Consider the following 20,620-nt stretch of genomic DNA (forward strand, 5'->3'; position numbering starts at 1 on the left):
TTTATCCTGAGCGCCTGCCAAGGCAGTCGAAGGGCCGGGATGACGGAGATGAGCTAAACCGTCGTTCAGCGCGCACCCATGGTGCGCAGATGATCGCGCAGCGGACCCCAGGCGGCGACGCCTTCGAGAACCTGGCCGTTGACGACGAAGGTCGGGGTGCCCTGGATCTGATATTTCTCGGCCGCGGCGTTGGTGCCCTGTTCGAGCTTCGAGATATTGTCGACGTTGGACAGGCAGGCGTTGATCTGCTCGCCGGTCACGCCGCGCGATTGAAAGAAAGTGTCGAGCTTCAGCGCCTTGGCGAAAGCGGGGAAGCGCTGCGCGGGGGGCAGTTTCATCGCGGCGTCGGCGGCGGCTTCATTGCCCTTCACGCCCGCGAACAATTCTTCCTGCGAGGCGAAGACATTGTCCTGCAACGGGAAATAGCGGTCGACCGGCGCGCAGCGGATGATCGCGGCGGCGGTGGCGTCGAGCGGGTCGCGGATGAAATTATGGACCTCCAGGCTGACGCGGCCGGTGTCGATGAAGTCGCGGCGGAGTTCCTCGTGGCTTTCGGTCGAGAAGACCGCGCAATGCGAGCAGGTGATCGACGCGAATTCGATGACCTTGATCGGCGCGTCGGGGTTGCCCATCACATAGCCGCCGTCGGCATTCTTGCTGACCGTCTGCGACCAGCTCTTGCCCGCGGGCGCGGCGACCTTGGCGATGACGTCCTGCTGCTTGGTCTGGTCGGTCTTGCTTTCGCCGCATGCGCTGAGCGCGAGCGCGCCGAGCGAGGCGAGGAGGAGGATGCGCAGCTTGGGCTGGATCATGGTCGGGCTTTCCTTGGGCATGATTGGGGGATGATGACTGGAGCGGGCTTTTACGAGCCCTTGAGCGCGGCGTCGAGTTTCGTTTTCAGCGCGGACCAGGCGGTGACTTCGGCGTCGCGGCCGTTGACGAAGAAGGTCGGGGTGCCGCGGACGTGATCGGCCGAAAGCCCGATATTGGTCATGCCGGTCACTTCGGCCTGCGCGACTTCGCTGTCGAGGCAGGCGTTCACCTGCGCCGCCGAATAGCCGCGCTTCTGCATCAGTGCGGCGAGGCCGGTGTCGGCGGCGATCTTGCGCGCGCGCGCGCCGGGTTCGCCCTGATACCAGCTTGCCCTCTGCGCTTCGCTCATCTTGACCACCTTGTTCAGCCATACCGGCTGCGCGGCGAAGATCGCCTCGTGGTTGCCGGCGAAGGCGCTCGCCGGGCCACAGCGCGCCAGCAGCGCGGCGGTCAGGTCGACGGGGTCGCGGACGAGGTTGCGATATTCGAAGAGGACGAGACCCTTGTCGATATATTGCGCCTTGAGCGGCGCCGAGCCGAGCTTCGCGAAATCGGCGCAATGGCTGCAGGTATAGCTGAAATATTCGACCAGCTTTATCTTCGCCTTGGGGTTGCCGACGACATAGGCACCGATCGAATTGACGCTGACGGTCGCCGACCAGCGTGCCGGTTTCGCGGGTGTGGCGGCGACGAACAGGGTGAGCGCGGCCGCCGTCAGGGTGGCGATCGCGGCGCGGCGGGCGAGAGGCGTGACATGAATTTTCGACATGGCGAACCTTCAACTGATCTTGGGGATGTTCGGCGTTCCCGCTAGCCCCGCCGCCATGCGTTCGAGCACGGTGCGCAGTTCCGGGTCGCCGATGTCGCGCAGACTGTCCCCCAGTTCGGCGGGTACGGGTTTCAGCATTGCCGGTGGCTGAACGGCGGCGGCGGGGGTGACCTGGCCGTGGGTCATGCGCACGGTGGCGATCGCGGCATAGCCGAAGAAGCGGTTGACCGACGCGATGATGTCGGGTGCGACATGCTGGAGCATCGGGGCGTGTGCGCCGCTGATCGTCAGGTGCAGCGTCCCCCCCGCCTTTTGCCCGGCGGGAAAGCGGATCATCGCGGGCTGGGTCACGTCGGCGAGCCGGTCGCCGACGATTTCGCGCCAGCGGCTGACCACCGACGACTGGATGAAACCGAATTTGCGGAAGGCGGTGCGGCCGATTTCGGGGACGAGGTCGGCGATCGAGCGCGCCTCGCCGCCGCGCGGCCGCTCATAGGCGCGCGCTTCGGGCTTTTTCTTCGCCTTCCGCTTGGCGCCGTCGCCGTCGTTGCTCCCCGCTTTCGCCATCGCCGCCGCCATGCCATAGGCGGGGGGTGAGCGTCCAGAGCATCGATAGTTTCGCAGGCCGTCTGCTCGGCTGGTACGACCGCGCGGCGCGCGATCTGCCATGGCGCATACCGCCGGGCCGCGAGACGGTTCCCGACCCCTATCGCGTCTGGATGGCCGAGATCATGCTCCAGCAGACGACGGTCGCGGCGGTCGCGGGCTATTTCATGCGCTTCGTTCGGCGTTGGCCGACGGTGGCCGATCTGGCGGCGGCCGACGACGCCGACGTCATGGCGGCGTGGGCGGGGCTCGGCTACTATGCCCGCGCGCGCAACCTGCTCGCCTGCGCGCGGACGGTGGTCGCCGGGCATGGCGGGCGCTTTCCCGACAACGAGGAGGGGCTGCGCGCCTTGCCCGGCGTCGGCGATTATACGGCGGCGGCGGTCGCGGCGATCGCGTTCGGCCGACCCTCGGTCGTCGTCGACGCCAATATCGAGCGGGTGATCGCGCGGCATCGCCTGATCGAAACGCCGCTGCCCGCCGCGAAGCGCGAGATCCGCGCCGCGCTGGCGCCGCTCGTCCCGCAGGGGCGCCCCGGCGATTTCGCGCAAGGCTTGATGGATCTCGGCGCGACCATCTGCACCCCGCGCGCCCCTGCGTGCGGCATCTGCCCGGTGAGGACCGACTGCCGCGCGCGTGGACGCGCCGATATCGAGAAGCTGCCGGTCAAGCCGCCGAAGAAGGCGAAGCCGCAGCGCTATGGCGTCGCCTGGTGGATCGAGCGGGACGATGCGATCTGGCTGGTGCGCCGCCCCGGCAAGGGGATGCTCGGCGGGATGCGCGCGCTGCCCGGTGGCGAGTGGACCGACGAGGCGCCGCCCGAGTCCGGCCTCGTCCATGTCGATCATGGCTTCACCCATTTCGACCTGCGGCTGACCCTCATCGCGCGCGAAAGCGAGCTTGCCGCAGGGGAAGGCGAATGGTGGCCGCTTTCGGCGCTTGACGCGGCGGGATTGCCGACGCTCTATCGAAAACTGACCGACAGGATGCGGGAGAGGATTGCATGAACATGATGGTTTCGCGCCGCGCGATGCTCGGCGGAATCGCGCTCGGCGGCGCGGGGATGCTGCTGCCGCGCGCGGCCTTCGCGTGGAAGGCCGACGGCGCCGCGCTCTATCCCGCGACCGATGCCTTCATCGAGGGCTTCGTCGACCGCCGCGAACTCGCGGGCACGCTCGCCGCGATCGGCAAGGCGCAGGGGGCGCTCGACGTCTTCGGCGCGGGGACGCAGGCGATGGATTCGGCGAAGCCGGTCGATGGCGACACGATCTGGCGGCTCTATTCGATGACCAAGCCGGTCACCGGCATGGCGGCGATGATCCTGGTCGAGGAAGGCAGGCTGAAACTCGACCAGCCGATCGCCGACATATTGCCCGCCTTCGCGAAGATGAAGGTGCAGAACACCCCCGACGGCTCGCTGACCGATGTGCGCGACGCGAAGACGCTGATCACCGTGCGCCACCTGCTCACCCACACCGCGGGGCTCGGCTATGGCATTATCCAGAAGGGGCCGCTGCGCGACGCCTATAATGCGGCGGGCATCCTTGGCGGGCAGGTCAGCCGACTGCCGATTCCCGGCATGCCGACGTCGGCGTCGGCGCCGAGCCTTGCCGAATTCGCCGACCGGCTCGCCAAGCTGCCGCTCGTCTATGAACCCGGCACCCAGTGGAGCTATTCGGTCGGGCTCGACCTGATGGGCCGCGTGATCGAGGTCGTGTCGGGACAGCCCTTCGACGCTTTCCTGAAGGCGCGCATCTTTGATCCGCTCGGCATGACCAGCACGGGCTTTCAGGTCGCGGCGGCCGATGTCGCGCGGCTCTCGACCAACTATGCGCCCTTCGGCGGTGCGCTGCTGCCGATCGATCCGGCGACGAGCTCGATCTATCTCGACAAGCCGCCGATCCCCTACGGCGGCGGCGGCCTCGTCGCGAGCGCGCGCGATTACGACCGCTTCCTTGCGATGTTGCTCGGGGAGGGCGAGACGGGCGGCGTCCGCATCCTGAAACCCGAAACCGCGCGGCTCGCGATGTCGAACCTGCTGCCCGAAGGCGCGACGACGAAGAACAGCTTCGTCGAGGGCGAAGGCTTCGGCGCCGGTGGGCGCGTATCGCTGGCGTCGTCGCCGACGGGCGAGGGCGTCTATGGCTGGGGCGGCGCGGCGGGAACGATCGGCTTCGTCGATCGCACGCGCGGGTATCGCGTTGGCGGCTATGCCCAATATATGCCCGCCGAAGCGCTGCCCTTCCAGCGCGATTTCGGCAAGGCCTTCTACAAGGATGTGATGGCCTGATGCCGCTGCCGCTGGGATTCACCGGCGCGCGGCTCGACCGCGCCGATCCGCTTCGCACCGATGCCGAGGCGTTCGCGGCGGCGACGCGCGACCCGCGCGCGACCTGTCTCGCGATGGACGGGATCGACCCGGTGCCCGGCGAGCGCGGCGGGCTGATCTGGGAGCCGCTCGATCCGGCCGACGAGCGGCCGCTGCTGCTCCTCGGGATCGACGATGCCGGGGCGCCGCGCTTCGTGCGCGGTCCGGCGCCGGGGGCGCGGATCGACGCGCGCTCGCGCACCGTGATGCGGCTGCTGCCCCTGCTATCGCCCGAGGAGGCCGCGCTCTACGGCGGCGCGCGCAGCCTCGTCGACTGGCACGCGCGGCATCGCTTTTGCGCGGTGTGCGGACAGGGAACCGAGATTTTCCGCGGCGGCTGGGGGCGTAATTGCGGATCGTGCCGCGCCGAGCATTTCCCGCGCGTCGACCCGGTGGTGATCATGCTTGCCGAATATGAAGGGCGCGTGCTCGTCGGGCGCCAGCCGGGCTTTCCGCCGGGATTCTTCTCGGCGCTCGCGGGCTTCGTCGAGCCCGGCGAATCGCTTGAGGAAGCGGTCGCGCGCGAATTGTTCGAGGAGGCCGGTATCCAGGTTTCGGACGTCAGTTATGTGGCGAGCCAGCCCTGGCCCTTCCCCTCGTCGCTGATGATCGGCTGCCGCGCGGTCGCGCGCGATCCCGCGCTGAGGCTCGATACGACCGAGATCGAAGCGGCGATGTGGGTCGACCGCGCCGAGGTGCTTGCGGCGCTCGCGGGCGACATGGGCGCGAGCTTCGTGGCCCCGCCGCCGCTGGCGATCGCAAGATATCTGCTGGAGGATTGGGCGGGATAGAGTGCTGCACCTTCATTTGACTCACCGTCCCGTTCGTGTCGAGCGAAGTCGAGACACCCATCGGCCTTGCGCTGCCCCGATGGGTGTCTCGACTTCGCTCGACACGAACGGAATGGGGGTGGTGCCGATTTAACGCGCGGCGCTCTAAAATTCTCCCCATCGCTGCGCGGCAGGGATGATCGCAGGGCCCTAGAATTTCTTCCCGGTAATCCGGCTGATTTCCTTCGCCACCATCGCCTCGACCATCGCGGGGAGATTGGCGTCGAGCCAGTCCTTGAGCATCGGGCGAAGTGCTTCCAGCACGACCTCTTCCATCGTGCGGCCCCCCGCGGGAGCGGATGCCGTGGGCGCGGCCGGCGAGACCGCGGCGTTCAGCGCCTCGAGCGACTGGCGTGCGGCGTGCGCGCTCGCGGCCGACACCAGTTCCTCTTCGGTCGGGATCGCGGGGGTCGGGATCGCCGCCGTCTCGTCGGCTTCGTCCGATTCTTCGTCGTGAAGGTCGAGCACGTCCTCGCCGCGCTGGATGCGGGCGCCCGGTGCCTCGTCGCGGGCAATCACCCGCCGAATCGACGACAAGATATCTTCCATAGACGGCTCGCGCGACAGATCGCCCATATTTGCCCCCTTACCCCACGAATCCGGGCCCCACGCCATCGTGGGTTGCCCTTCAAGGGCGGTTAACCATCATCCTACCGGCGCGAAGCGGCTTTTGCCAAGCTTATTGTGGCTATTGGGGGAGCGGGGTGTCGATCGACGGCGGGACGCTTGCGTCGGCGGCGGGGATGGCCTTGGTGTCGGTCGCGACCTGCTGCGGCTTCGGATCGTCGGCCCAGTCCCAGATCTGACCCTTGACGCGGCGGTAATTGGCCTCCGGGTCATAGAGCGCGCCGCCCTCGATCCCCAGATCGCGCGCTTCGGCCTTGCCCATCGCGGCGAGCACCGAGAAAGCGGCGACATAGCTATTGCGGCGCGCCGAGACGAGCTGGACCTGCGCGTTCAGATATTCCTGCTCGGCGTTCAATATGTCGAGAATCGAGCGGGTGCCGACGCTGTTCTCGGCGCGGACGCCTTCCAGCGACAGGCCGTTGGCGCCGACCGCCTGCTCGGTCGCGGCGATGATTCGCTCGTTCGCCTGCCACGCGGCATAGGCGCCGCGCGTCTGCGCGATCACGTCGCGTTCGACCGCGACATAATTTTCGATCGCCTGGCTGCTGCGCGACTGCGCCTGGCGCACTTGCGCCGAACGGCGGCCGCCGGTGAAGATCGGCAGCGTGACCTGGACGCCCGCCGCGGCGCTCGACGTCTCCTGCAGGACGCTGACGCCTTCGACGCCGCTGTTCAGCGAGCCGAGATAATTATTGTAGCCGCCGTTCAGGATCGCGGAAACCTTGGGTGCGCGCGTCGCCTTGGCGGTGCCGATATCGGCGTCGCTCGCCTTGAGCAGCTGGTTCGCCGAATCGATGTCGGGGTTGTTGTTCAGCGCGATCGCGACCGCATCCTCCGCGCTCGCCGGCAGGTTGGGCAGCGCCGGCGGCGGCTGCAGGTCGACGGGCGCGTCGCCGACGAGCTTGATATAGGTTTCGCGGCTGCGGATCAGGTTCGATTCGGCGGTGCGCAGATCGCCTTCGGCCAGCGCCAGCCGCGCCTGCGACTGGGCGACGTCGGTACGCGTCAGATCGCCGATCTCGAAACGGTCGCTCGTCGCCTGCAAATTGGTCTTGAGGACCGCGACATTCTTTTGATTGAGCTGGACGATCGCGATGTCGCGGATGACGTCCATATAGGCGCCGACGACCTGCGAGAAAATGCTCGCTTCGGTTGCGCGGAGGTCGGCCTGCCCTGCCTCGACGCGATATTTGGCGGCCTTCACCGCATTGCGGACGGCGCCGCCCTGATACAGCGGCACCGTCAACTGTCCGCCGGCCGTCAGCGAACGCGCGGGAGAATTGAAACTGTTGCCCGGCACGATGACATTTTCGTCATAGCTCGCCTGCGCCCCGACGTCGGGGAGTCCGTAGCTTTTCTGGATCGGCACATTCTCGTCGTTCGCGCGCTGGCCCGCGCGCGCGCCGGTCAGCGTCGGGTTGTTCTCATAAGCCTTGGCGAGCGCGCCCTGCAGCGTTTCGGCGTGCGCCGGCGCGGTCAGGACCAGCGCCCCCAGCGCCAGTCCGGCAAGCCAGCGAGCGCGTCGGCCGATTTCGATATGTCTCTTGTCGTGCATTATGATGTTCAGCCTGAAGCGGGGAGGAAAGGGGGCCGTCGGAAGCCCTCAGAATCGGAAACCCTTCGGCGCCGCAAAGCCGGGAAGCGGCGCGACATCCATGTCGGCAAACGAACGGAGCGCTACGGCGCCGCCGGTCTTCACGCCTTGGACGAGGCGCGTCACGCTGCCGTCGCGCTGTGCGGCGACGATCCGCCCGCCCTCGGCCAACTGTGCGGTGAGGGCATCGGGCAAGATCTCGATCGCGCCGTCGATGATGATGCGGTCGAAGGGCGCGGCCTTCGGCGCGCCGGCGGTGAGCGGGCCTTCGGTCCAGTGGACAGTCGCGTCGGGCGTTGCAGCGCGCGCGGCGGTGAGCAGGTCGGACGATTCCTCGACCGCATGGACCTCGGCGCCGAGCCGGGCGAGCAGCGCGGCGGTATAGCCCGTCGCGGCGCCGATCAGCAGCACGCGCTGGCCGGCACGGATGTCGGCGGCCACGAGCAACCGGCCGGTGACGAGCGGCGGGTTGAGCGCGCGGCCCGCGCCGAGATCGATCGCGCGGTCCATATAGGCGACGCCGGCAAGCGCCGCGGGCACATGCGCCTCGCGCGCCACCGCGCCCATCGCGCCGATCACCGCGGGGTCGATGACGTCGTTCGTCCTAAGCTGGCTGTCGATCATCGCGGCGCGCATGTCGGCCGCCCCCATCTCGCTCAATTTCGTCGCCATCATCCGATTCCGATTCTCTGGACCCAAAGCGTTGCGCGCAGCCCTAGCCCATGCCATGCTGTATTGCAATAGTAATACAGCCCTGCCGTCAACCTGCGCCGCGCAATAGCTGGCAACGGGGGAGCCGCCAAGCCCGCATCGTTGCGGATCGATGCCAATCGTCGGCGATCGCCCAATAATCGCATTGCCAGTGCGAAGCGAAATCGCTAGGGGCGCTCTCTCCACGCAAATCTGCGCCTGAGGCCCGATGGCGGAGTGGTGACGCAGCGGACTGCAAATCCGTATACGCCGGTTCGATTCCGGCTCGGGCCTCCAAAAACCTGTCATCCGAGGTGTGCTGGTGGTTGAAAAAACCGCTGATTTCCGATAGTTTAGGACCATTCGCTGATTGCCAGTGATGGCCTCTGTTTGCCTGTAGTTGCAAACGTTGGGGGCCTAATCAGGGGGCTCCGCCAAGCCTCCATGGATGCGAGGCCCCCATCGTGCTAACCGACACCGCAATTCGAAAGGCGAAGCCCAAAGAGAAGCCTTACAAGGTCTCGGATTCGCAGGGCTTATACCTGCTGGTCAATCCAAGGGGTAGCAAACTGTGGCGCGTCAAATATCGCATGAACGGCGTAGAGCGGAAACTGGCGTTAGGTTCCTACCCTGAAATCACCTTGGCCGAAGCGCGTAGCGCCCGCGACGCAGCACGAAGGCAACTGGCTCATTCGATCGATCCCAATTTTGTTAAGCGCCAAGAGCGCATCGAGGCGGGGATTCGCGCCAGCAACAGCTTTTCCAGTGTGGCGCAGGAGCTGATCGAGAAGAAGGCGCGCGAGGGGATGGCGGAGCCCACCCTCGCAAAGATGCGCTGGTTCGTGAAACTTCTCGGAAACGATTACGGCAAACGGCCGGTGGCCGAGATCACCCCGCAGGAATTGTTGCACGAGTTGCGGAAGCACGAGCGTCGGGGCCGGCTGGAGACCGCAAATCTCTTGCGCGCCTTTGCCAGTCGAGTGTTTCGCTATGCAGTTGCGACGGCGCGGGCGGAGCGCGATCCGGCTCAATTGCTGATCGGCGCGCTGACAACCCCGAGGGTCAAGCATTTTCCGGCAATCACCGATGCGGTCACATTCGGGGCGTTGCTTCGCGCGATCGAAGATTATCAAGGTGACCCAGCCGTGATGCACGCGCTTAAGTTGACGCCCCATGTGTTCCAGCGCCCCGGCGAAATACGTCATATGGAATGGACGGAGGTAGATTTTGGCAAGGCGGTCTGGATCATTCCGGAAGGGAAGATGAAGATGCGCCAGCCTCATTCGGTGCCCTTGTCGCGGCAGTCGCTAGCGATCCTCACCAACATGCGGACCCTGTCCGGTTCTGGACGCTATGTGTTCCCGTCGATCAGATCGCGGACACGGCCGATCAGTGAGAATACGATCAATGCGGCCCTCCGCCGGATGGGCTATCCCAAGGACCAGATGACGGCCCACGGCTTTCGCACATCGGCATCCTCGCTTTTGAACGAATCCGGTAAATGGAACCCCGACGCTATCGAGCGGGCGCTGGCGCACATGGTCGCGGGCAGCGTCCGGCGCATATACAATCAGTCGGCCTATTGGGCTGAACGTGTTGAAATGGCGCAGTGGTGGAGCGACTATCTGGACGAACTGCGCGAAGGAGGAAACAGATGACAGGTCGTCCCGGAGAAGGTTGGAAAATCTTCGCAGACGGGGACGAAGCCGATAATGTACCTCTCTGGAAAGTGTTGGCTCAATTCAGATCGGACGATCTGGATGAGGGCTTGAGCCTTAACGCCGCGATCATCAATCACGCCAAGCCATCGCCGGTTCGATATTATAATCTAGCCTTCATCATCAGCTTTGCTTTCGGGTTCCTGTCCGTCCTCCTCTTGATCGGCCTCCTTGTATCGGGCCACTCGGCAGCAACGGACCTCTTCTTCTACCTCACATTGGCCGCGCTAGCGGCGACGATAGCGCCCCACCTTTGGCGGCAGGCTTATCAATATGGCCTGAAAATCCCCGACGCGCCGTTGAAACTGCCCCACGCGCCGGACAGGCTCTTTGACGAGGTGCTGGGCTATTTGCAGAAGGTGGACGGCCCGAAAGCCTATTATCTTTCCCGCTTCCGCAAGCAGCGGGTTCCTCTCAAACGCAGGCAGTTTTTCGGCAGGCTGCGCTATTTTCTGTTCTCCGAACACAGCAAGGATCGGGGGATGGTCATGCGTTACCCGACCGCCATGTCGCTACCCACCGACGTTTATCTTCATCGCGATGATGTCGAGACGATGCTCGCGATGAGCAGACCCAAGCGCCGAGGTGGGCCCGGTCGAAATACCAAATACCGCTATGACGATGCGATTATCGCCCTGATCGGCGATCCCCGGCTACGGGCATTGGATGTGAAGGATCGACCGGCGGCGATTAGCACCGTCAAGGATTGGTTGTCGGAATGGTTCGAAACAAATGCCGATGCGTCCGGTGACGTGCCGCGCCGCGATCAGTTGACGCGCTATGCGGAAAAAATCTGCACGCATTTGGAGACGAACGCGTCCGCCGAAGGCCGCTGACCAGCGTTATTGTTTTTCGATCGCCGCCATTGGATTTTTGGACCCCAGCCGTGCATTTCTGTAATGCGCGTCATCGGCAGACTTCGACGGCTTTCGCATTGCTGGACGACACGCCAGCAACCATGTGCAACTTGGCATGTCTCTCGCCGCGAATCGGCAGCATGGAGACACGCACATGGAACCTATTGCCATATCGATTAATGACACCGCCAAGGCGCTCGGCGTCGGACGGTCGTCGGTTTACGCCCTGATAAAATCCGGTGGCCTCGACGCCATCAAGATCGGCAGGCGAACCCTGCTGACCACCGAATCCATCCGGCGCTTGGCACAATCCCGCACCGCCGTCTGACCCGTAGGCGCTCCACGGCCCCAGCCTTTTGAACTGGCGGGCCGCTCCGCGCCTGCTCCCCGAAGCACCTGAGAGCTTTGCATCGTGATTTCACGAAAGGATTCCCCATGTCCATTTTTCGCCGCGTCATGGATCGGCTGGCCCATCACTTATGGGTGGGCCGCGAGGTCACGCTCCACTTCACTGCCGACTATCGCATCGCCCGATTCACCCTGCCGCTCATCGAGCGGCTGCTCGCGGACGACGAGGACGGCGAAACCTATCGCAGTTCCATCGCGCATTGGACGCTCAATGAGCGCCCGTCGCTCCATATCCACCGGGGCGAGGTTTCAAGTTTGCGGATCGACGGCCCGTTGCAGAAGGCAGGCGTGAGCTATCTTCCGCTGGGCGGGTTGATCGAGTCTCCCGGCGTGACCACGCATCTCGATCCGGTTGAAGCCCATCGCCTCGACCGGCGCGTGCAGGAGGCGGTCGAGCGAGCAATACGCGACTGGATCGTCGAACATGGTCTTTACGATCAGCCGCGCCAGCGCCGCGAGATCGACAGCCCCAAGACCGACCGAGAAGTCCGTGCGGTAATCGCCCGATGGGTGGACGAGCATTCCGCCAAACGGGCAACCGGCGCCATGCCGAACGCGAGCGATCGACCTGGCGATTGCTGCTCCGGCGAACCCGACGGCTCCTTGTGCGATGCTTGCCGGAAAGGTTCGGACCATGCCTGATCCGGCCGCCCTTATGGCGAGGTCGCAGGGCCGCGATGCTACGCATCGGACCCATAAATTAGATACACACCTCACGCACGGGTGCATCCAGCTTTTCCGCCACTTTTCGAGGCGGCGATCCGACAGCGGCTTTTCTGGCGCACTCGGAAAGCACGGATTTCTGCCGTTGGATGAGGCAGCGGATCGCTGTCGCATGGGAGGCGGCCGATGAAACTCGTCCGCCACACCATCCGCGTGCCCGTGTCGCTCGACAAGGCGCTTCGCGCGCTCGCCGAGCGCCGAGGCATCAGCGTCTACGCGATGCTCCAGCGCAGCGTGAAGGCGGGCGTCGCGACGCTTGCCGATCCCGCCGCGCGCGATGCCATATCGGGGGAACTGGTCTCCGAACTGACGTCGATCAGCAACCGCATTGTCGATGTCGAACATATGTTGGACCGGGCGTTGTTCACGGCTTGCGCCGCTTATTGCTACGCCCGCAGCGCGGGGCTGGGCGAGCGCACCACTGATGAGATCGCCGTCGCCGAGATCAACGAGGCCTACGATCGCCAGCGGCGCCTCTCGAAGGGGAAGCGGCCATGACCCAATCCAACGATCGCCGCATCCATGCCGACGCGTTGCGCCGGCATCATAGGCTGAGCCAGTGGCAGCGGTTCAAGCGACAGGCCGGCATTATGCTCGCATCGGTCGCCTTGGGTTCGATCGGCGCGCCCTACGCGATGCTCCACAAAGACGAGCAATGGGCGATCGGCGTTTATGCCTATGCGCGCGGAGCGCTTTGGATCGCTTTCAGCCCCGATCCGGCGATCAACGTCACATATCAGGGAAAGCAATATCGTGTCCCCGCCCGCGCGGTGGTTGCTGATCGCTATTATCGCGGATCGATATCACGTCTCTTATCGCTATCGGTCAAAGGCGGCCTGCTCGGCTTCGTGGTCTGGCTGTCATGCCTGCTCCTTTTGCGTAACGTCAGGGCGCGTCGCCGCGAGCGCGCCTTGCGCGATCGTGTCATCGCCGGAACCCTCGTCACCACCGAGAAGCAGCTTGCGGCGCTAACCGCCGCCGAAGCCGGCACCCGCGCGCTCGCCATCGGCGCGGTGCCGATCCCGTCGCGGCTCGAGACGCGGCACATGGCGATGATCGGGACGACCGGCAGCGGCAAGACTACCGCTCTGCGCCAGATGCTCGATGGGATCGAGGCGCGCGGCGAAGCGGCGCTGGTCTATGATACCAGCGGCGAGTTCATCGCGCATTATTACGATCCAGCGCGTGGCGACATCATCCTGAACCCGTTCGATGCCCGCTGCGCCTTCTGGTCGCCCTTCGCCGAGATCGCGCACCCGGCCGACGCCGACCGCATCGCGCAGCAGCTTATCACCGAGACCGGCCAGCACGATCGCGATGTCTGGCTCGAAACAAGCCGCATCCTCGTCGCCAACATGATCCGGGAATTGTGGAAGGAGAAGAAATGCACGCTGCCGGACCTGCTCGACGCGCTTCAAAAGTGGGACAAGGACAAGCTGAAGAGCTGGCTGAAAGACACATCGTCGGCCCGGACATTCTCCGACGATGCCGACCGGGCCACCGGCAGTGTGCTGTTCATGCTCGCGAAGGCCGCGAATCTCATCCAGTTCCTGCGAATGCCGAAGGATGGTGAGAATGCCTTCGCCTTCCGCGATTTTATCGCGGGCCTCGACAGGCGCACCGGCGTCCGCCCGTGGATATTCGTGCCGCGTAAGGAGGATTATTTCGAGGCGTCGAAGCCGCTGCTCGCTTGCTGGCTCGAATGTGCGGCGAGCGCCGTGCTGGGGCTTTCCCCATCGCCCGACCGCCGCATCTGGTTCGTGCTCGACGAACTGGCCGACCTGCCGCGCGTCGATAATCTTGCGCGGCTGCTCCCCGAGGGCCGCAAGTTCGGCGCGGCAGTCGTGCTGACCTTTCAGGCGCTCGGCCAGATGCGGCACCGCTATGGACCGCAGATCGCGGAATCGATGCTGGGGTGCTGCAACACCAAGCTGTTCCTCCAGACCATCGACAGCGAGACGCGCGTCTGGGCCAGCCAGACGATCGGCGAATGCGAAGTCGAGATCCAGACGATCACCGACGCGCTTGCCGATGGCGACGATACGGCGCGCACGACCTTGGGCCGGATGCGAAAGATGCGGCCCGCCATTCTCGAAAGCGAACTCCGCCTGCCGAAGTTTGAGGGCTATTTGCTCTTCCCCGATGGCTTGCCGGTCGCGCGGATCAAACTCACCGCCGATCATATCGCGCGGCGCGGGAAAGCGCGCCAGCGGGTGTTTGTCGCGGGCGATCCGAAAACCACGCTTTGGCAGCAGGCGGTGCAGACTGCGCCTTCGTCTCCGGCTCTGCCTCCATCGCCGCCCTTGCCGCCGACACCCAAGAGCCGGGGGCCGGTCTGATGGTTGCGTCGGTATCGGCGCTGACAAGTTCGGCGCAAGCCGCGAGCTATTACGAGGCCGACGATTATTATTCCGAAGGCGGGTTATCGCCTTCGGAATGGCACGGCGCGGGCGCGGAGGCGCTGGGCCTGTCCGGCGAGGTGGACCGCGACCAGTTCCGGGATTTGCTGGACGGCAAGGTGGCGGGCGAGCAGCTTGGCACGTTTCGCGACGGCCAGCTTGAGCATCGCCCCGGCTGGGACGTGACCTTGAGCGCGCCCAAGTCGGTGTCGATCATGGCCGAGGTCGCGGGCGATCGGCGTTTGATCGCGGCGCATGGCGAGGCAGTGAAAACCGCGATGGCGCATGTCGAGACGCATATGGCCGCGACCCGCATTCGCGATGGCGGCACCGTCGCTCGCGAAGCGACCGGCAATCTGGTCGTCGCCAGCTTCCAGCATGGCACCAGCCGCGCCCAAGACCCGCAGCTTCACACCCACAATATCATCATAAATGCGACGAAGGGCGAGGACGGCACATGGCGCAGCCTTGAACCGCGCGCCATCTATCAGCTCCAAAAGCAGATCGGCGCGATCTACCGGCAGGAACTGGCGCTGAAGGTTCGCGAACTCGGCTATGAGATCGAGGTGGGCAAGGACTCGCTGTTCGAGATCAAGGGCGTGCCCAGCGAGATCATCGGCGCGTTCAGCACCCGCAGCGCCGAAATCGAGGCGGCATTGGCCGAACGCGGCACCTCGCGCGACGCCGCCAGCGCCGCCGAAAAGCAGGTCGCCGCGCTAGACACCCGGCAAGCGAAGGTTGCGACCGATCATGCCGCCCTTGTTGCCGATTGGCGGGAGACGGCGAGCGCAGCCGGGTTCGGAACGGACGCGCGGGTGGCGATGGTCAGGCAGGCCGAAGCTCATGCCGCCAGCCCCGCGCATCGCGCCGACATGGCGGAGGAGGCGATGATGGCGGATCGCGCCGTCGCTTACGCCGCCGACAAGCTCGGCGAGCGGCAATCGGTCTTCTCTGCCGCCGCCTTGCAGGAGGAAGCCGGGCGGATCGGGTTGGGCAAGGTAAGTTATGCGGAGATTGGTGCTGCCATCGACGCCGCCGCGAGACAGGGCGAGTTGATCGATCGGACCTATCTTGACCGGCGCGGCGCGGAGTTTGCCGGGTTCACCACCCGCCAGAATGTCGAAACCGAAGCAAAGATGCTCCGGATCGAGGCCGAGGGGCGCGGTGCGCTGTCTCCGATCGCTTCACCGCTCGCCGCCGCCAAGGCTGTTGCCACCGCATCGGCGCAGGCCGAGCGCGCGGGTTTCGGCTGGAACGCCGATCAGCGCGCTGCCACCGAGCGACTTTTGGCCAGCGGCAACCGCGTCACCGCCGTTCAGGGCTATGCGGGCACCGCCAAGACCACGACTGTTCTCGCGACCTTCGCCCGCGAAGCCGAGGCACGGGGCGTATCGGTCGTGGCGCTTGCTCCCACCGCATCCGCAGCGATGGTGCTGGGTGAGGCGCTGGGCGCGCGCAGCAATACGGTCGCGCGCCATTTGTTATCGCCCGAGCAGTCTCCTCTGGGTCAGCCCGCCGTGTGGATCGTGGATGAGGCATCACTTCTCTCCGCCCGCGACACCGCGCGGCTGTTCGACCTGGCCGACAAGCATGACGCCCGCGTCATCCTCGTCGGCGACGTGAAACAGCTTGGCTCGGTCGAGGCGGGTGCGGCGTTGGCGCAGTTGCAGAGCGCGGGCATGGAAACCGCTAAGCTCGGCGAGATCGTCCGACAGACCAATGCAGCGACCAAGGAGGCGGTGTTGGCGTCGATCGAAGGGGACGCCAAGAAGGCGCTCGCGGCGCTCGATCGCGGCGGCGGCCAGATCATCGAGAGCGCCGATCGCGCGGAACGGTTCGCCGCTATCGCCGAGCGATATGCCGGGCTGGACAAGGCCAACCGCGCCCGCACGCTTGTCATCGAACCCTCGCGTGAGGGGCGCGATGCGCTGACGGCTGATATTCGCGCTGCGCTCACCCGGAGGGAGGCGCTCACCGGCCCCGCCGTCACCATGCAGAGCCTTGCCAACAAGGGGCTGACCCGCGCCGAGGCGCGCGATCCATTGAGCTATGACATAGGCGATGTGGTTCGGTTCGCCCGCGACTATGCCGACAAGGGCGTGAAGCGCGGCGAAGCCTATCGCGTCGAATCCATCGACCCAGCTAAGGCCGCCGTCGCGCTCAAATCGGAGGATGGGCGCGAGGTGGATTGGCGGTTACGACAATGGGGTGCGGGCAAAAGCCAAGCGTTTGCACCGCAGCCGCTGGACCTGAAATCCGGTGAAAGCATCCGGTTCACCCACAACGATCGCGAGGCGGGCCGCGTCAACGGTGGGCGCGGTGAGGTGATCGCCGTGGATGAGCAGACTCGCACCGCCATCATCCAGACCCCGGACGGCAAGACCGAGACGCTCAATCTCGATTCCGCCCGCGACCGGCATATCGCCCATGCCTATGTTGACACCGCCTTTGCCGCCCAAGGCCGCACCGCCGATCATGTGATAATCCACGCCGACAGCAAGGCGACCAACCTTGTCGATCAGAAATCCTTTTACGTGGGCATATCTCGCGCAAAGGAATCCGCCACAATCTTCACCAATGATCGCGGCAAGTTGGTGTCCGCCATCAACGAGCGCGCCGGTCAGTTGCAGACCGCCATCGCGCAGGCCGCCATGCCGACGCCAGTTGCCGAAAAGGCGATGGGGGCCGGAATAGGGTAAAGCCGGGAAATATGTCGCGACCCCCCATGGTTTGGGATGACATTCTTAGTCCGTCCCTCTAGTTCTCCATTAGGGGAACGCATCTTGGCATTCGCCACGCGCCGCACGCCCACCTAAATAAAACTGGAATATGGTTGAGTAATGAACGCCGTTGAGATCGAAGAAGCTGTTTCCGCACTGGCGGAACGCCCGTTCGATGCGGCGGAATTTCCGTTTCAGTTCCTTGAAGCCTTTGGGAACAAGGCGACAACAATTAAGCGCTTGCGCGCCGTCAAAGGCTCGACCAACGCCTCTGAACTTCCCGGCGCGGTATTGCAGCGCAACAATATCCATATTGCCGTTGCCGCGCCCGGCGAGGTTTCTGCCGCCTTCGCCGCGCTCAAGGCCAGTCCCGCGACCGCCAAGGCAAAGGCCAAGTTCATCCTCGCCACGGACGGCGACACCTTTGAAGCCGAGGACACCGATTCCGGCGAAACCGTCGCCTGCACCTTCGCCGAGTTTCCTGACCATTTCGGGTTTTTCCTGCCGCTTGCTGGCATCACCACCGTCCGGCAGGTCCGCGAAAGCAGTTTCGACATCCGTGCGACCAGCCGCCTCAATCGGCTGTATGTGGAACTGCTGAAAGACAACCCCGAATGGGGCAGCGCCGAGCGTCGCCCCGACATGAATCATTTTATGGCCCGTCTGATCTTCTGCTTTTTCGCCGAGGATACGGACATCTTTCATCGCAGCTATCCTTTCACCGGCACCATCGAGAAGATGAGTGATCGGGATAGTTCCAACACCCATGAGGTGATCGGTGAGCTGTTCCGCGCGATGAACACGCGCAAGGAGGATCACGAAGCCTCGAATATCCGCAACTGGGCGCGTCCCTTCCCTTACGTTAACGGCGGACTGTTTTCCGGCAGTCTCGACGTGCCGCGATTCAGCCGCATCGCGCGATCCTATCTGCTGCATATCGGCAGTCTCGATTGGACCAAGATCAACCCCGACATCTTCGGGTCGATGATTCAGGCCGTCGCTGATGATGAAGAGCGCGGCGCGCTGGGAATGCACTACACCAGCGTTCCCAACATCCTGAAAGTCCTGAACCCACTCTTTCTGGACGACCTGCGCGCGCATCTGGCCGAGGCTGACGACAACCCGCGCAAGCTGTTGAACCTGCGCAACCGCATGGCGAAAATCCGCGTGTTCGACCCCGCGTGCGGCAGCGGGAATTTCCTTGTCATCGCCTACAAGGAAATGCGGGCCATCGAGGCCGAGATCAACCGGCGGCGCAATGAGGACGGCCGCGTGTCCGATATTCCGCTCACCAATTTTCGGGGGATCGAGCTTCGCGATTTTCCCGCCGAGATCGCGCGCCTCGCGCTTATCATCGCGGAGTTCCAGTGCGACGTGATGTATCGCGGAGAGCGGCTCGCCTTGGCCGAGTTTCTGCCGCTCAACGCGCAGAACTGGATCACCTGCGGCAACGCGCTGCGGCTCGACTGGTTGAGCATCTGCCCGCCGACCGGAACTGGCGTGAAGCTGACAGGGGATGACCTATTTGCGACGCCGCTCGATCAGGCGCAGATCGACTTCGAGAACGAAGGCGGCGAAACATACATCTGCGGCAATCCGCCGTATCTCGGCTCTACATGGCAGGATAGTGAACAGAAGGCCGAATTGCAGGCCATCTTCGGTTCCAGAACGAAAAACTGGAAATCTCTCGACTATGTGGCGGGCTGGTTCATGAAGGCGGCCGATTACGCCACAGCGACCAAGGCTGCCACGGCCTTCGTGTCCACGAACTCAGTCTGTCAAGGTGAGCAAGTGCCGGTCCTTTGGCCGCTGATATTTGGGACCGAGAATAAAATAGCCTTTGCCCACACCTCATTCAAATGGGCCAATCTAGCAAGCCACAATGCTGGCGTGACTGTGGCAATTATCGGCTTGGAAATCGCACCTAGCCCTACCCGAAAACTATATTCCATTGGCGATGATCGCGCAGCCATCGTCAAGGAGGTTTCCAATATTAACGCTTACCTTGTCCCTGGCCCAGACTTAATCGTGGAAAAGGTAAACCGAACATCGCTGGACCGGGCACTTATGCTGTGGGGGAACAAGCCCACCGATGACGGCAATTTCTTCATGGACCACGATACAGCCAACCGCTTGATTGGCGAATATCCAGAAGCCCGCGAATTTATCAGACCTTACTATGGCTCAGCGGAATTTATCCGAGGCATACAACGGTATTGCCTTTGGATTGACGACCGCGACGCGGACAGGGCCGCGCAGATACCGGAGATCGCGCGCCGGTTGGAGAATATCAGAGAGTTTCGTGCGAATAGCATTGCAGCCGAAACGCGACCTGCCGCCGATTTTCCGCACCGCTTCCGGCAGATTCAGGGTGTCGGTGAACGCATGTCACTGATTGTTCCCCGCGTAAGTTCTGAGAGAAGGCCATATCTACCCATCGGTTTGCTACCAGAGCGTTCCATCGTCGCCGATAGCTCATTTGCTCTCTATGATTCCCCCCTTTGGAACATGGCTCTGATAGCCTCACGACTCCACCTTGTCTGGGTCGCCACCGTGTGCGGCAAGTTGAAAACCGACTTTCGCTATTCCAACACGCTCGGCTGGAACACCTTTCCGGTGCCGACGCTCACCGAGAAGAATAGGGATGACCTGACCCGCTGCGCGGAGGACATTCTGTTGGCGCGGGAGGTGCATTTCCCCGCCACAATCGCCGATCTCTACGATCCCGAAGCGATGCCCGACGAATCGGCGCGGAAACCGCGCGTATTCTCGCGGAACGCGGCGCCAAGGTGGCCATCGCCGCGCGGCGCAAGGACAGGCTCGACGAGGTCGTCGCGGACATCGCCGCAATTGGCGGCACGGCACGTAGCTACGCGCTGGACGTGACCGACAAATCGGCGGTCCAGTCCGTGGTCGCCGCAATCATTGCCGACTTCGGCCGCCTCGACGTGCTGATCAACAACGCCGGGCTGATGCCGATCCGTCCGATGGCCGAGGTCAACACCGACGAGTGGGACCAGATGATCGACGTCAATCTGAAGGGTACGCTCTACGGCATCGCGGCGGCCCTTCCCGGTTTTCTCGAGCAGGGCAGCGGTCACATCATCAACTTGAGCTCGGTTGCGGGCATCAAGGTCTTCGCACCGGGCGGCACGGTCTACTCCGGCACCAAGTTCGCCGTCAGCGCGATCAGCGAGGGCTTGCGCCACGAGGTGGGGGAAAAGGTGCGGGTCACGTCAATCGAGCCTGGAGCTGTCGAAAGCGATTTGAAGTTCACGACCTCTGGCGCGGCCGCCGAGACGGTGCTGGACTTCTACAAGCAGGCCATCCCGGCGGCATCGGTGGCGCGTGCTATCGCGTTCGCTGTCGAACAACCTGATGACGTCGACGTCAACGCGATCGTCATCCGGCCGACCGCACAGGAGTTCTGATTTCCACGAGGAGGCGGGGCCGCGTGTGCTCCGCCTCATGGGGAACGTACCGGCCCGCTCGTCCGTT

General features: G+C 64.3%; 18 protein-coding genes and 1 tRNA gene. 13 read left to right on the top strand and 6 right to left on the bottom strand.

The window, feature by feature from the left end; translation table 11 throughout:
* Positions 1 to 65: 65 nt before the first annotated feature.
* The 3 genes from ACVENA_RS00310 to ACVENA_RS00320 are packed head-to-tail and all read right to left on the bottom strand — an operon-like array spanning position 66 to position 2,149.
* Positions 66 to 812: a thioredoxin domain-containing protein gene (locus tag ACVENA_RS00310; RefSeq protein WP_449327172.1), complete on the bottom strand. Its 747-nt coding sequence runs from the start codon at positions 810 to 812 to the stop codon at positions 66 to 68.
* A 50-nt stretch (positions 813 to 862) separates the two neighbouring features.
* Positions 863 to 1,582: a thioredoxin domain-containing protein gene (locus ACVENA_RS00315; RefSeq protein ID WP_449327173.1), complete on the bottom strand. Its 720-nt coding sequence runs from the start codon at positions 1,580 to 1,582 to the stop codon at positions 863 to 865.
* A 9-nt stretch (positions 1,583 to 1,591) separates the two neighbouring features.
* On the bottom strand, positions 1,592 to 2,149 hold the full coding sequence (locus ACVENA_RS00320; RefSeq protein WP_449327174.1) for a DUF721 domain-containing protein: 558 nt from the start codon (positions 2,147 to 2,149) through the stop codon (positions 1,592 to 1,594).
* Positions 2,150 to 2,175: 26 nt separating this feature from the next.
* Here ACVENA_RS00320 and ACVENA_RS00325 point away from each other — a divergent pair, with 26 nt between their 5' ends.
* Genes ACVENA_RS00325 through nudC form a run of 3 tightly spaced genes read left to right on the top strand, consistent with a single transcriptional unit; the run spans position 2,176 to position 5,347 of the window.
* The gene (locus tag ACVENA_RS00325; protein ID WP_449327175.1) at positions 2,176 to 3,195 is read left to right on the top strand and encodes an A/G-specific adenine glycosylase; all 1,020 of its coding nucleotides are present in this window, start codon (positions 2,176 to 2,178) and stop codon (positions 3,193 to 3,195) included.
* Positions 3,192 to 4,478, top strand: coding sequence for a serine hydrolase domain-containing protein (locus tag ACVENA_RS00330; protein ID WP_449327176.1), 1,287 nt, complete (start codon positions 3,192 to 3,194; stop codon positions 4,476 to 4,478). The genes ACVENA_RS00325 and ACVENA_RS00330 overlap by 4 nt, the downstream gene beginning before the upstream one ends.
* On the top strand, positions 4,478 to 5,347 hold the full coding sequence (gene nudC / locus ACVENA_RS00335) for an NAD(+) diphosphatase (protein ID WP_449327177.1): 870 nt from the start codon (positions 4,478 to 4,480) through the stop codon (positions 5,345 to 5,347). Before ACVENA_RS00330 ends, nudC begins: the two co-directional genes overlap by 1 nt.
* Positions 5,348 to 5,536: 189 nt before the next feature.
* Here the strand turns inward: nudC and ACVENA_RS00340 are convergent, their stop codons facing one another.
* The 3 genes from ACVENA_RS00340 to ACVENA_RS00350 form a co-directional block, all read right to left on the bottom strand.
* Positions 5,537 to 5,962 carry a DUF2497 domain-containing protein gene (locus ACVENA_RS00340; RefSeq protein ID WP_449327178.1) on the bottom strand — a complete coding sequence of 142 codons (426 nt, stop codon included), beginning with the start codon at positions 5,960 to 5,962 and terminating at the stop codon, positions 5,537 to 5,539.
* A gap of 112 nt (positions 5,963 to 6,074) precedes the next feature.
* On the bottom strand, positions 6,075 to 7,568 hold the full coding sequence (locus ACVENA_RS00345; protein ID WP_449327179.1) for a TolC family outer membrane protein: 1,494 nt from the start codon (positions 7,566 to 7,568) through the stop codon (positions 6,075 to 6,077).
* 48 nt (positions 7,569 to 7,616) lie between these two features.
* Positions 7,617 to 8,279 carry a protein-L-isoaspartate O-methyltransferase family protein gene (locus tag ACVENA_RS00350; protein ID WP_449327180.1) on the bottom strand — a complete coding sequence of 221 codons (663 nt, stop codon included), beginning with the start codon at positions 8,277 to 8,279 and terminating at the stop codon, positions 7,617 to 7,619.
* 241 nt (positions 8,280 to 8,520) lie between these two features.
* Here ACVENA_RS00350 and ACVENA_RS00355 point away from each other — a divergent pair.
* The 10 genes from ACVENA_RS00355 (at position 8,521) to ACVENA_RS00400 (ending at position 20,553) form a co-directional block, all read left to right on the top strand.
* Positions 8,521 to 8,594, top strand: a tRNA-Cys gene (locus ACVENA_RS00355).
* A gap of 164 nt (positions 8,595 to 8,758) precedes the next feature.
* Positions 8,759 to 9,955 carry a tyrosine-type recombinase/integrase gene (locus ACVENA_RS00360; RefSeq protein ID WP_449328987.1) on the top strand — a complete coding sequence of 399 codons (1,197 nt, stop codon included), beginning with the start codon at positions 8,759 to 8,761 and terminating at the stop codon, positions 9,953 to 9,955.
* On the top strand, positions 9,952 to 10,851 hold the full coding sequence (locus tag ACVENA_RS00365; RefSeq protein ID WP_449327181.1) for a hypothetical protein: 900 nt from the start codon (positions 9,952 to 9,954) through the stop codon (positions 10,849 to 10,851). Before ACVENA_RS00360 ends, ACVENA_RS00365 begins: the two co-directional genes overlap by 4 nt.
* 175 nt (positions 10,852 to 11,026) lie before the next feature.
* Positions 11,027 to 11,200, top strand: coding sequence for a helix-turn-helix domain-containing protein (locus ACVENA_RS00370; RefSeq protein ID WP_449327182.1), 174 nt, complete (start codon positions 11,027 to 11,029; stop codon positions 11,198 to 11,200).
* A gap of 128 nt (positions 11,201 to 11,328) precedes the next feature.
* Positions 11,329 to 11,922, top strand: coding sequence for a hypothetical protein (locus ACVENA_RS00375; protein ID WP_449327183.1), 594 nt, complete (start codon positions 11,329 to 11,331; stop codon positions 11,920 to 11,922).
* A 207-nt stretch (positions 11,923 to 12,129) separates the two neighbouring features.
* The gene (locus ACVENA_RS00380) at positions 12,130 to 12,501 is read left to right on the top strand and encodes a hypothetical protein (protein WP_449327184.1); all 372 of its coding nucleotides are present in this window, start codon (positions 12,130 to 12,132) and stop codon (positions 12,499 to 12,501) included.
* Positions 12,498 to 14,342, top strand: a complete 1,845-nt coding sequence (locus ACVENA_RS00385; protein ID WP_449327185.1) for a type IV secretion system DNA-binding domain-containing protein — start codon at positions 12,498 to 12,500, stop codon at positions 14,340 to 14,342. The genes ACVENA_RS00380 and ACVENA_RS00385 overlap by 4 nt, the downstream gene beginning before the upstream one ends.
* Positions 14,342 to 17,101, top strand: a complete 2,760-nt coding sequence (mobF, locus tag ACVENA_RS00390) for a MobF family relaxase (protein WP_449327186.1) — start codon at positions 14,342 to 14,344, stop codon at positions 17,099 to 17,101. Before ACVENA_RS00385 ends, mobF begins: the two co-directional genes overlap by 1 nt.
* 141 nt (positions 17,102 to 17,242) lie before the next feature.
* Positions 17,243 to 20,008: a class I SAM-dependent DNA methyltransferase gene (locus ACVENA_RS00395; RefSeq protein WP_449327187.1), complete on the top strand. Its 2,766-nt coding sequence runs from the start codon at positions 17,243 to 17,245 to the stop codon at positions 20,006 to 20,008.
* Positions 19,912 to 20,553 (top strand): SDR family oxidoreductase, encoded by a 642-nt coding sequence (locus tag ACVENA_RS00400; RefSeq protein ID WP_449327188.1) that lies wholly within the window; start codon positions 19,912 to 19,914, stop codon positions 20,551 to 20,553. The genes ACVENA_RS00395 and ACVENA_RS00400 overlap by 97 nt, the downstream gene beginning before the upstream one ends.
* Positions 20,554 to 20,620: the final 67 nt, after the last annotated feature.

The organism is Sphingopyxis sp. 550A, assembly GCF_053569535.1.

Coding starts and splice junctions, on each gene's coding strand:
- ACVENA_RS00310 (WP_449327172.1), bottom strand. CDS start 812: ATGATCCAGCCCAAGCTGCGCATCCTCCTCCTCGCCTCGCTCGGCGCG.
- ACVENA_RS00315 (WP_449327173.1), bottom strand. CDS start 1,582: ATGTCGAAAATTCATGTCACGCCTCTCGCCCGCCGCGCCGCGATCGCC.
- ACVENA_RS00320 (WP_449327174.1), bottom strand. CDS start 2,149: ATGGCGAAAGCGGGGAGCAACGACGGCGACGGCGCCAAGCGGAAGGCG.
- ACVENA_RS00330 (WP_449327176.1), top strand. CDS start 3,192: ATGAACATGATGGTTTCGCGCCGCGCGATGCTCGGCGGAATCGCGCTC.
- nudC (WP_449327177.1), top strand. CDS start 4,478: ATGCCGCTGCCGCTGGGATTCACCGGCGCGCGGCTCGACCGCGCCGAT.
- ACVENA_RS00340 (WP_449327178.1), bottom strand. CDS start 5,962: ATGGGCGATCTGTCGCGCGAGCCGTCTATGGAAGATATCTTGTCGTCG.
- ACVENA_RS00345 (WP_449327179.1), bottom strand. CDS start 7,568: ATGCACGACAAGAGACATATCGAAATCGGCCGACGCGCTCGCTGGCTT.
- ACVENA_RS00350 (WP_449327180.1), bottom strand. CDS start 8,279: ATGGCGACGAAATTGAGCGAGATGGGGGCGGCCGACATGCGCGCCGCG.
- ACVENA_RS00365 (WP_449327181.1), top strand. CDS start 9,952: ATGACAGGTCGTCCCGGAGAAGGTTGGAAAATCTTCGCAGACGGGGAC.
- ACVENA_RS00370 (WP_449327182.1), top strand. CDS start 11,027: ATGGAACCTATTGCCATATCGATTAATGACACCGCCAAGGCGCTCGGC.
- ACVENA_RS00375 (WP_449327183.1), top strand. CDS start 11,329: ATGGATCGGCTGGCCCATCACTTATGGGTGGGCCGCGAGGTCACGCTC.
- ACVENA_RS00380 (WP_449327184.1), top strand. CDS start 12,130: ATGAAACTCGTCCGCCACACCATCCGCGTGCCCGTGTCGCTCGACAAG.
- ACVENA_RS00385 (WP_449327185.1), top strand. CDS start 12,498: ATGACCCAATCCAACGATCGCCGCATCCATGCCGACGCGTTGCGCCGG.
- mobF (WP_449327186.1), top strand. CDS start 14,342: ATGGTTGCGTCGGTATCGGCGCTGACAAGTTCGGCGCAAGCCGCGAGC.
- ACVENA_RS00395 (WP_449327187.1), top strand. CDS start 17,243: ATGAACGCCGTTGAGATCGAAGAAGCTGTTTCCGCACTGGCGGAACGC.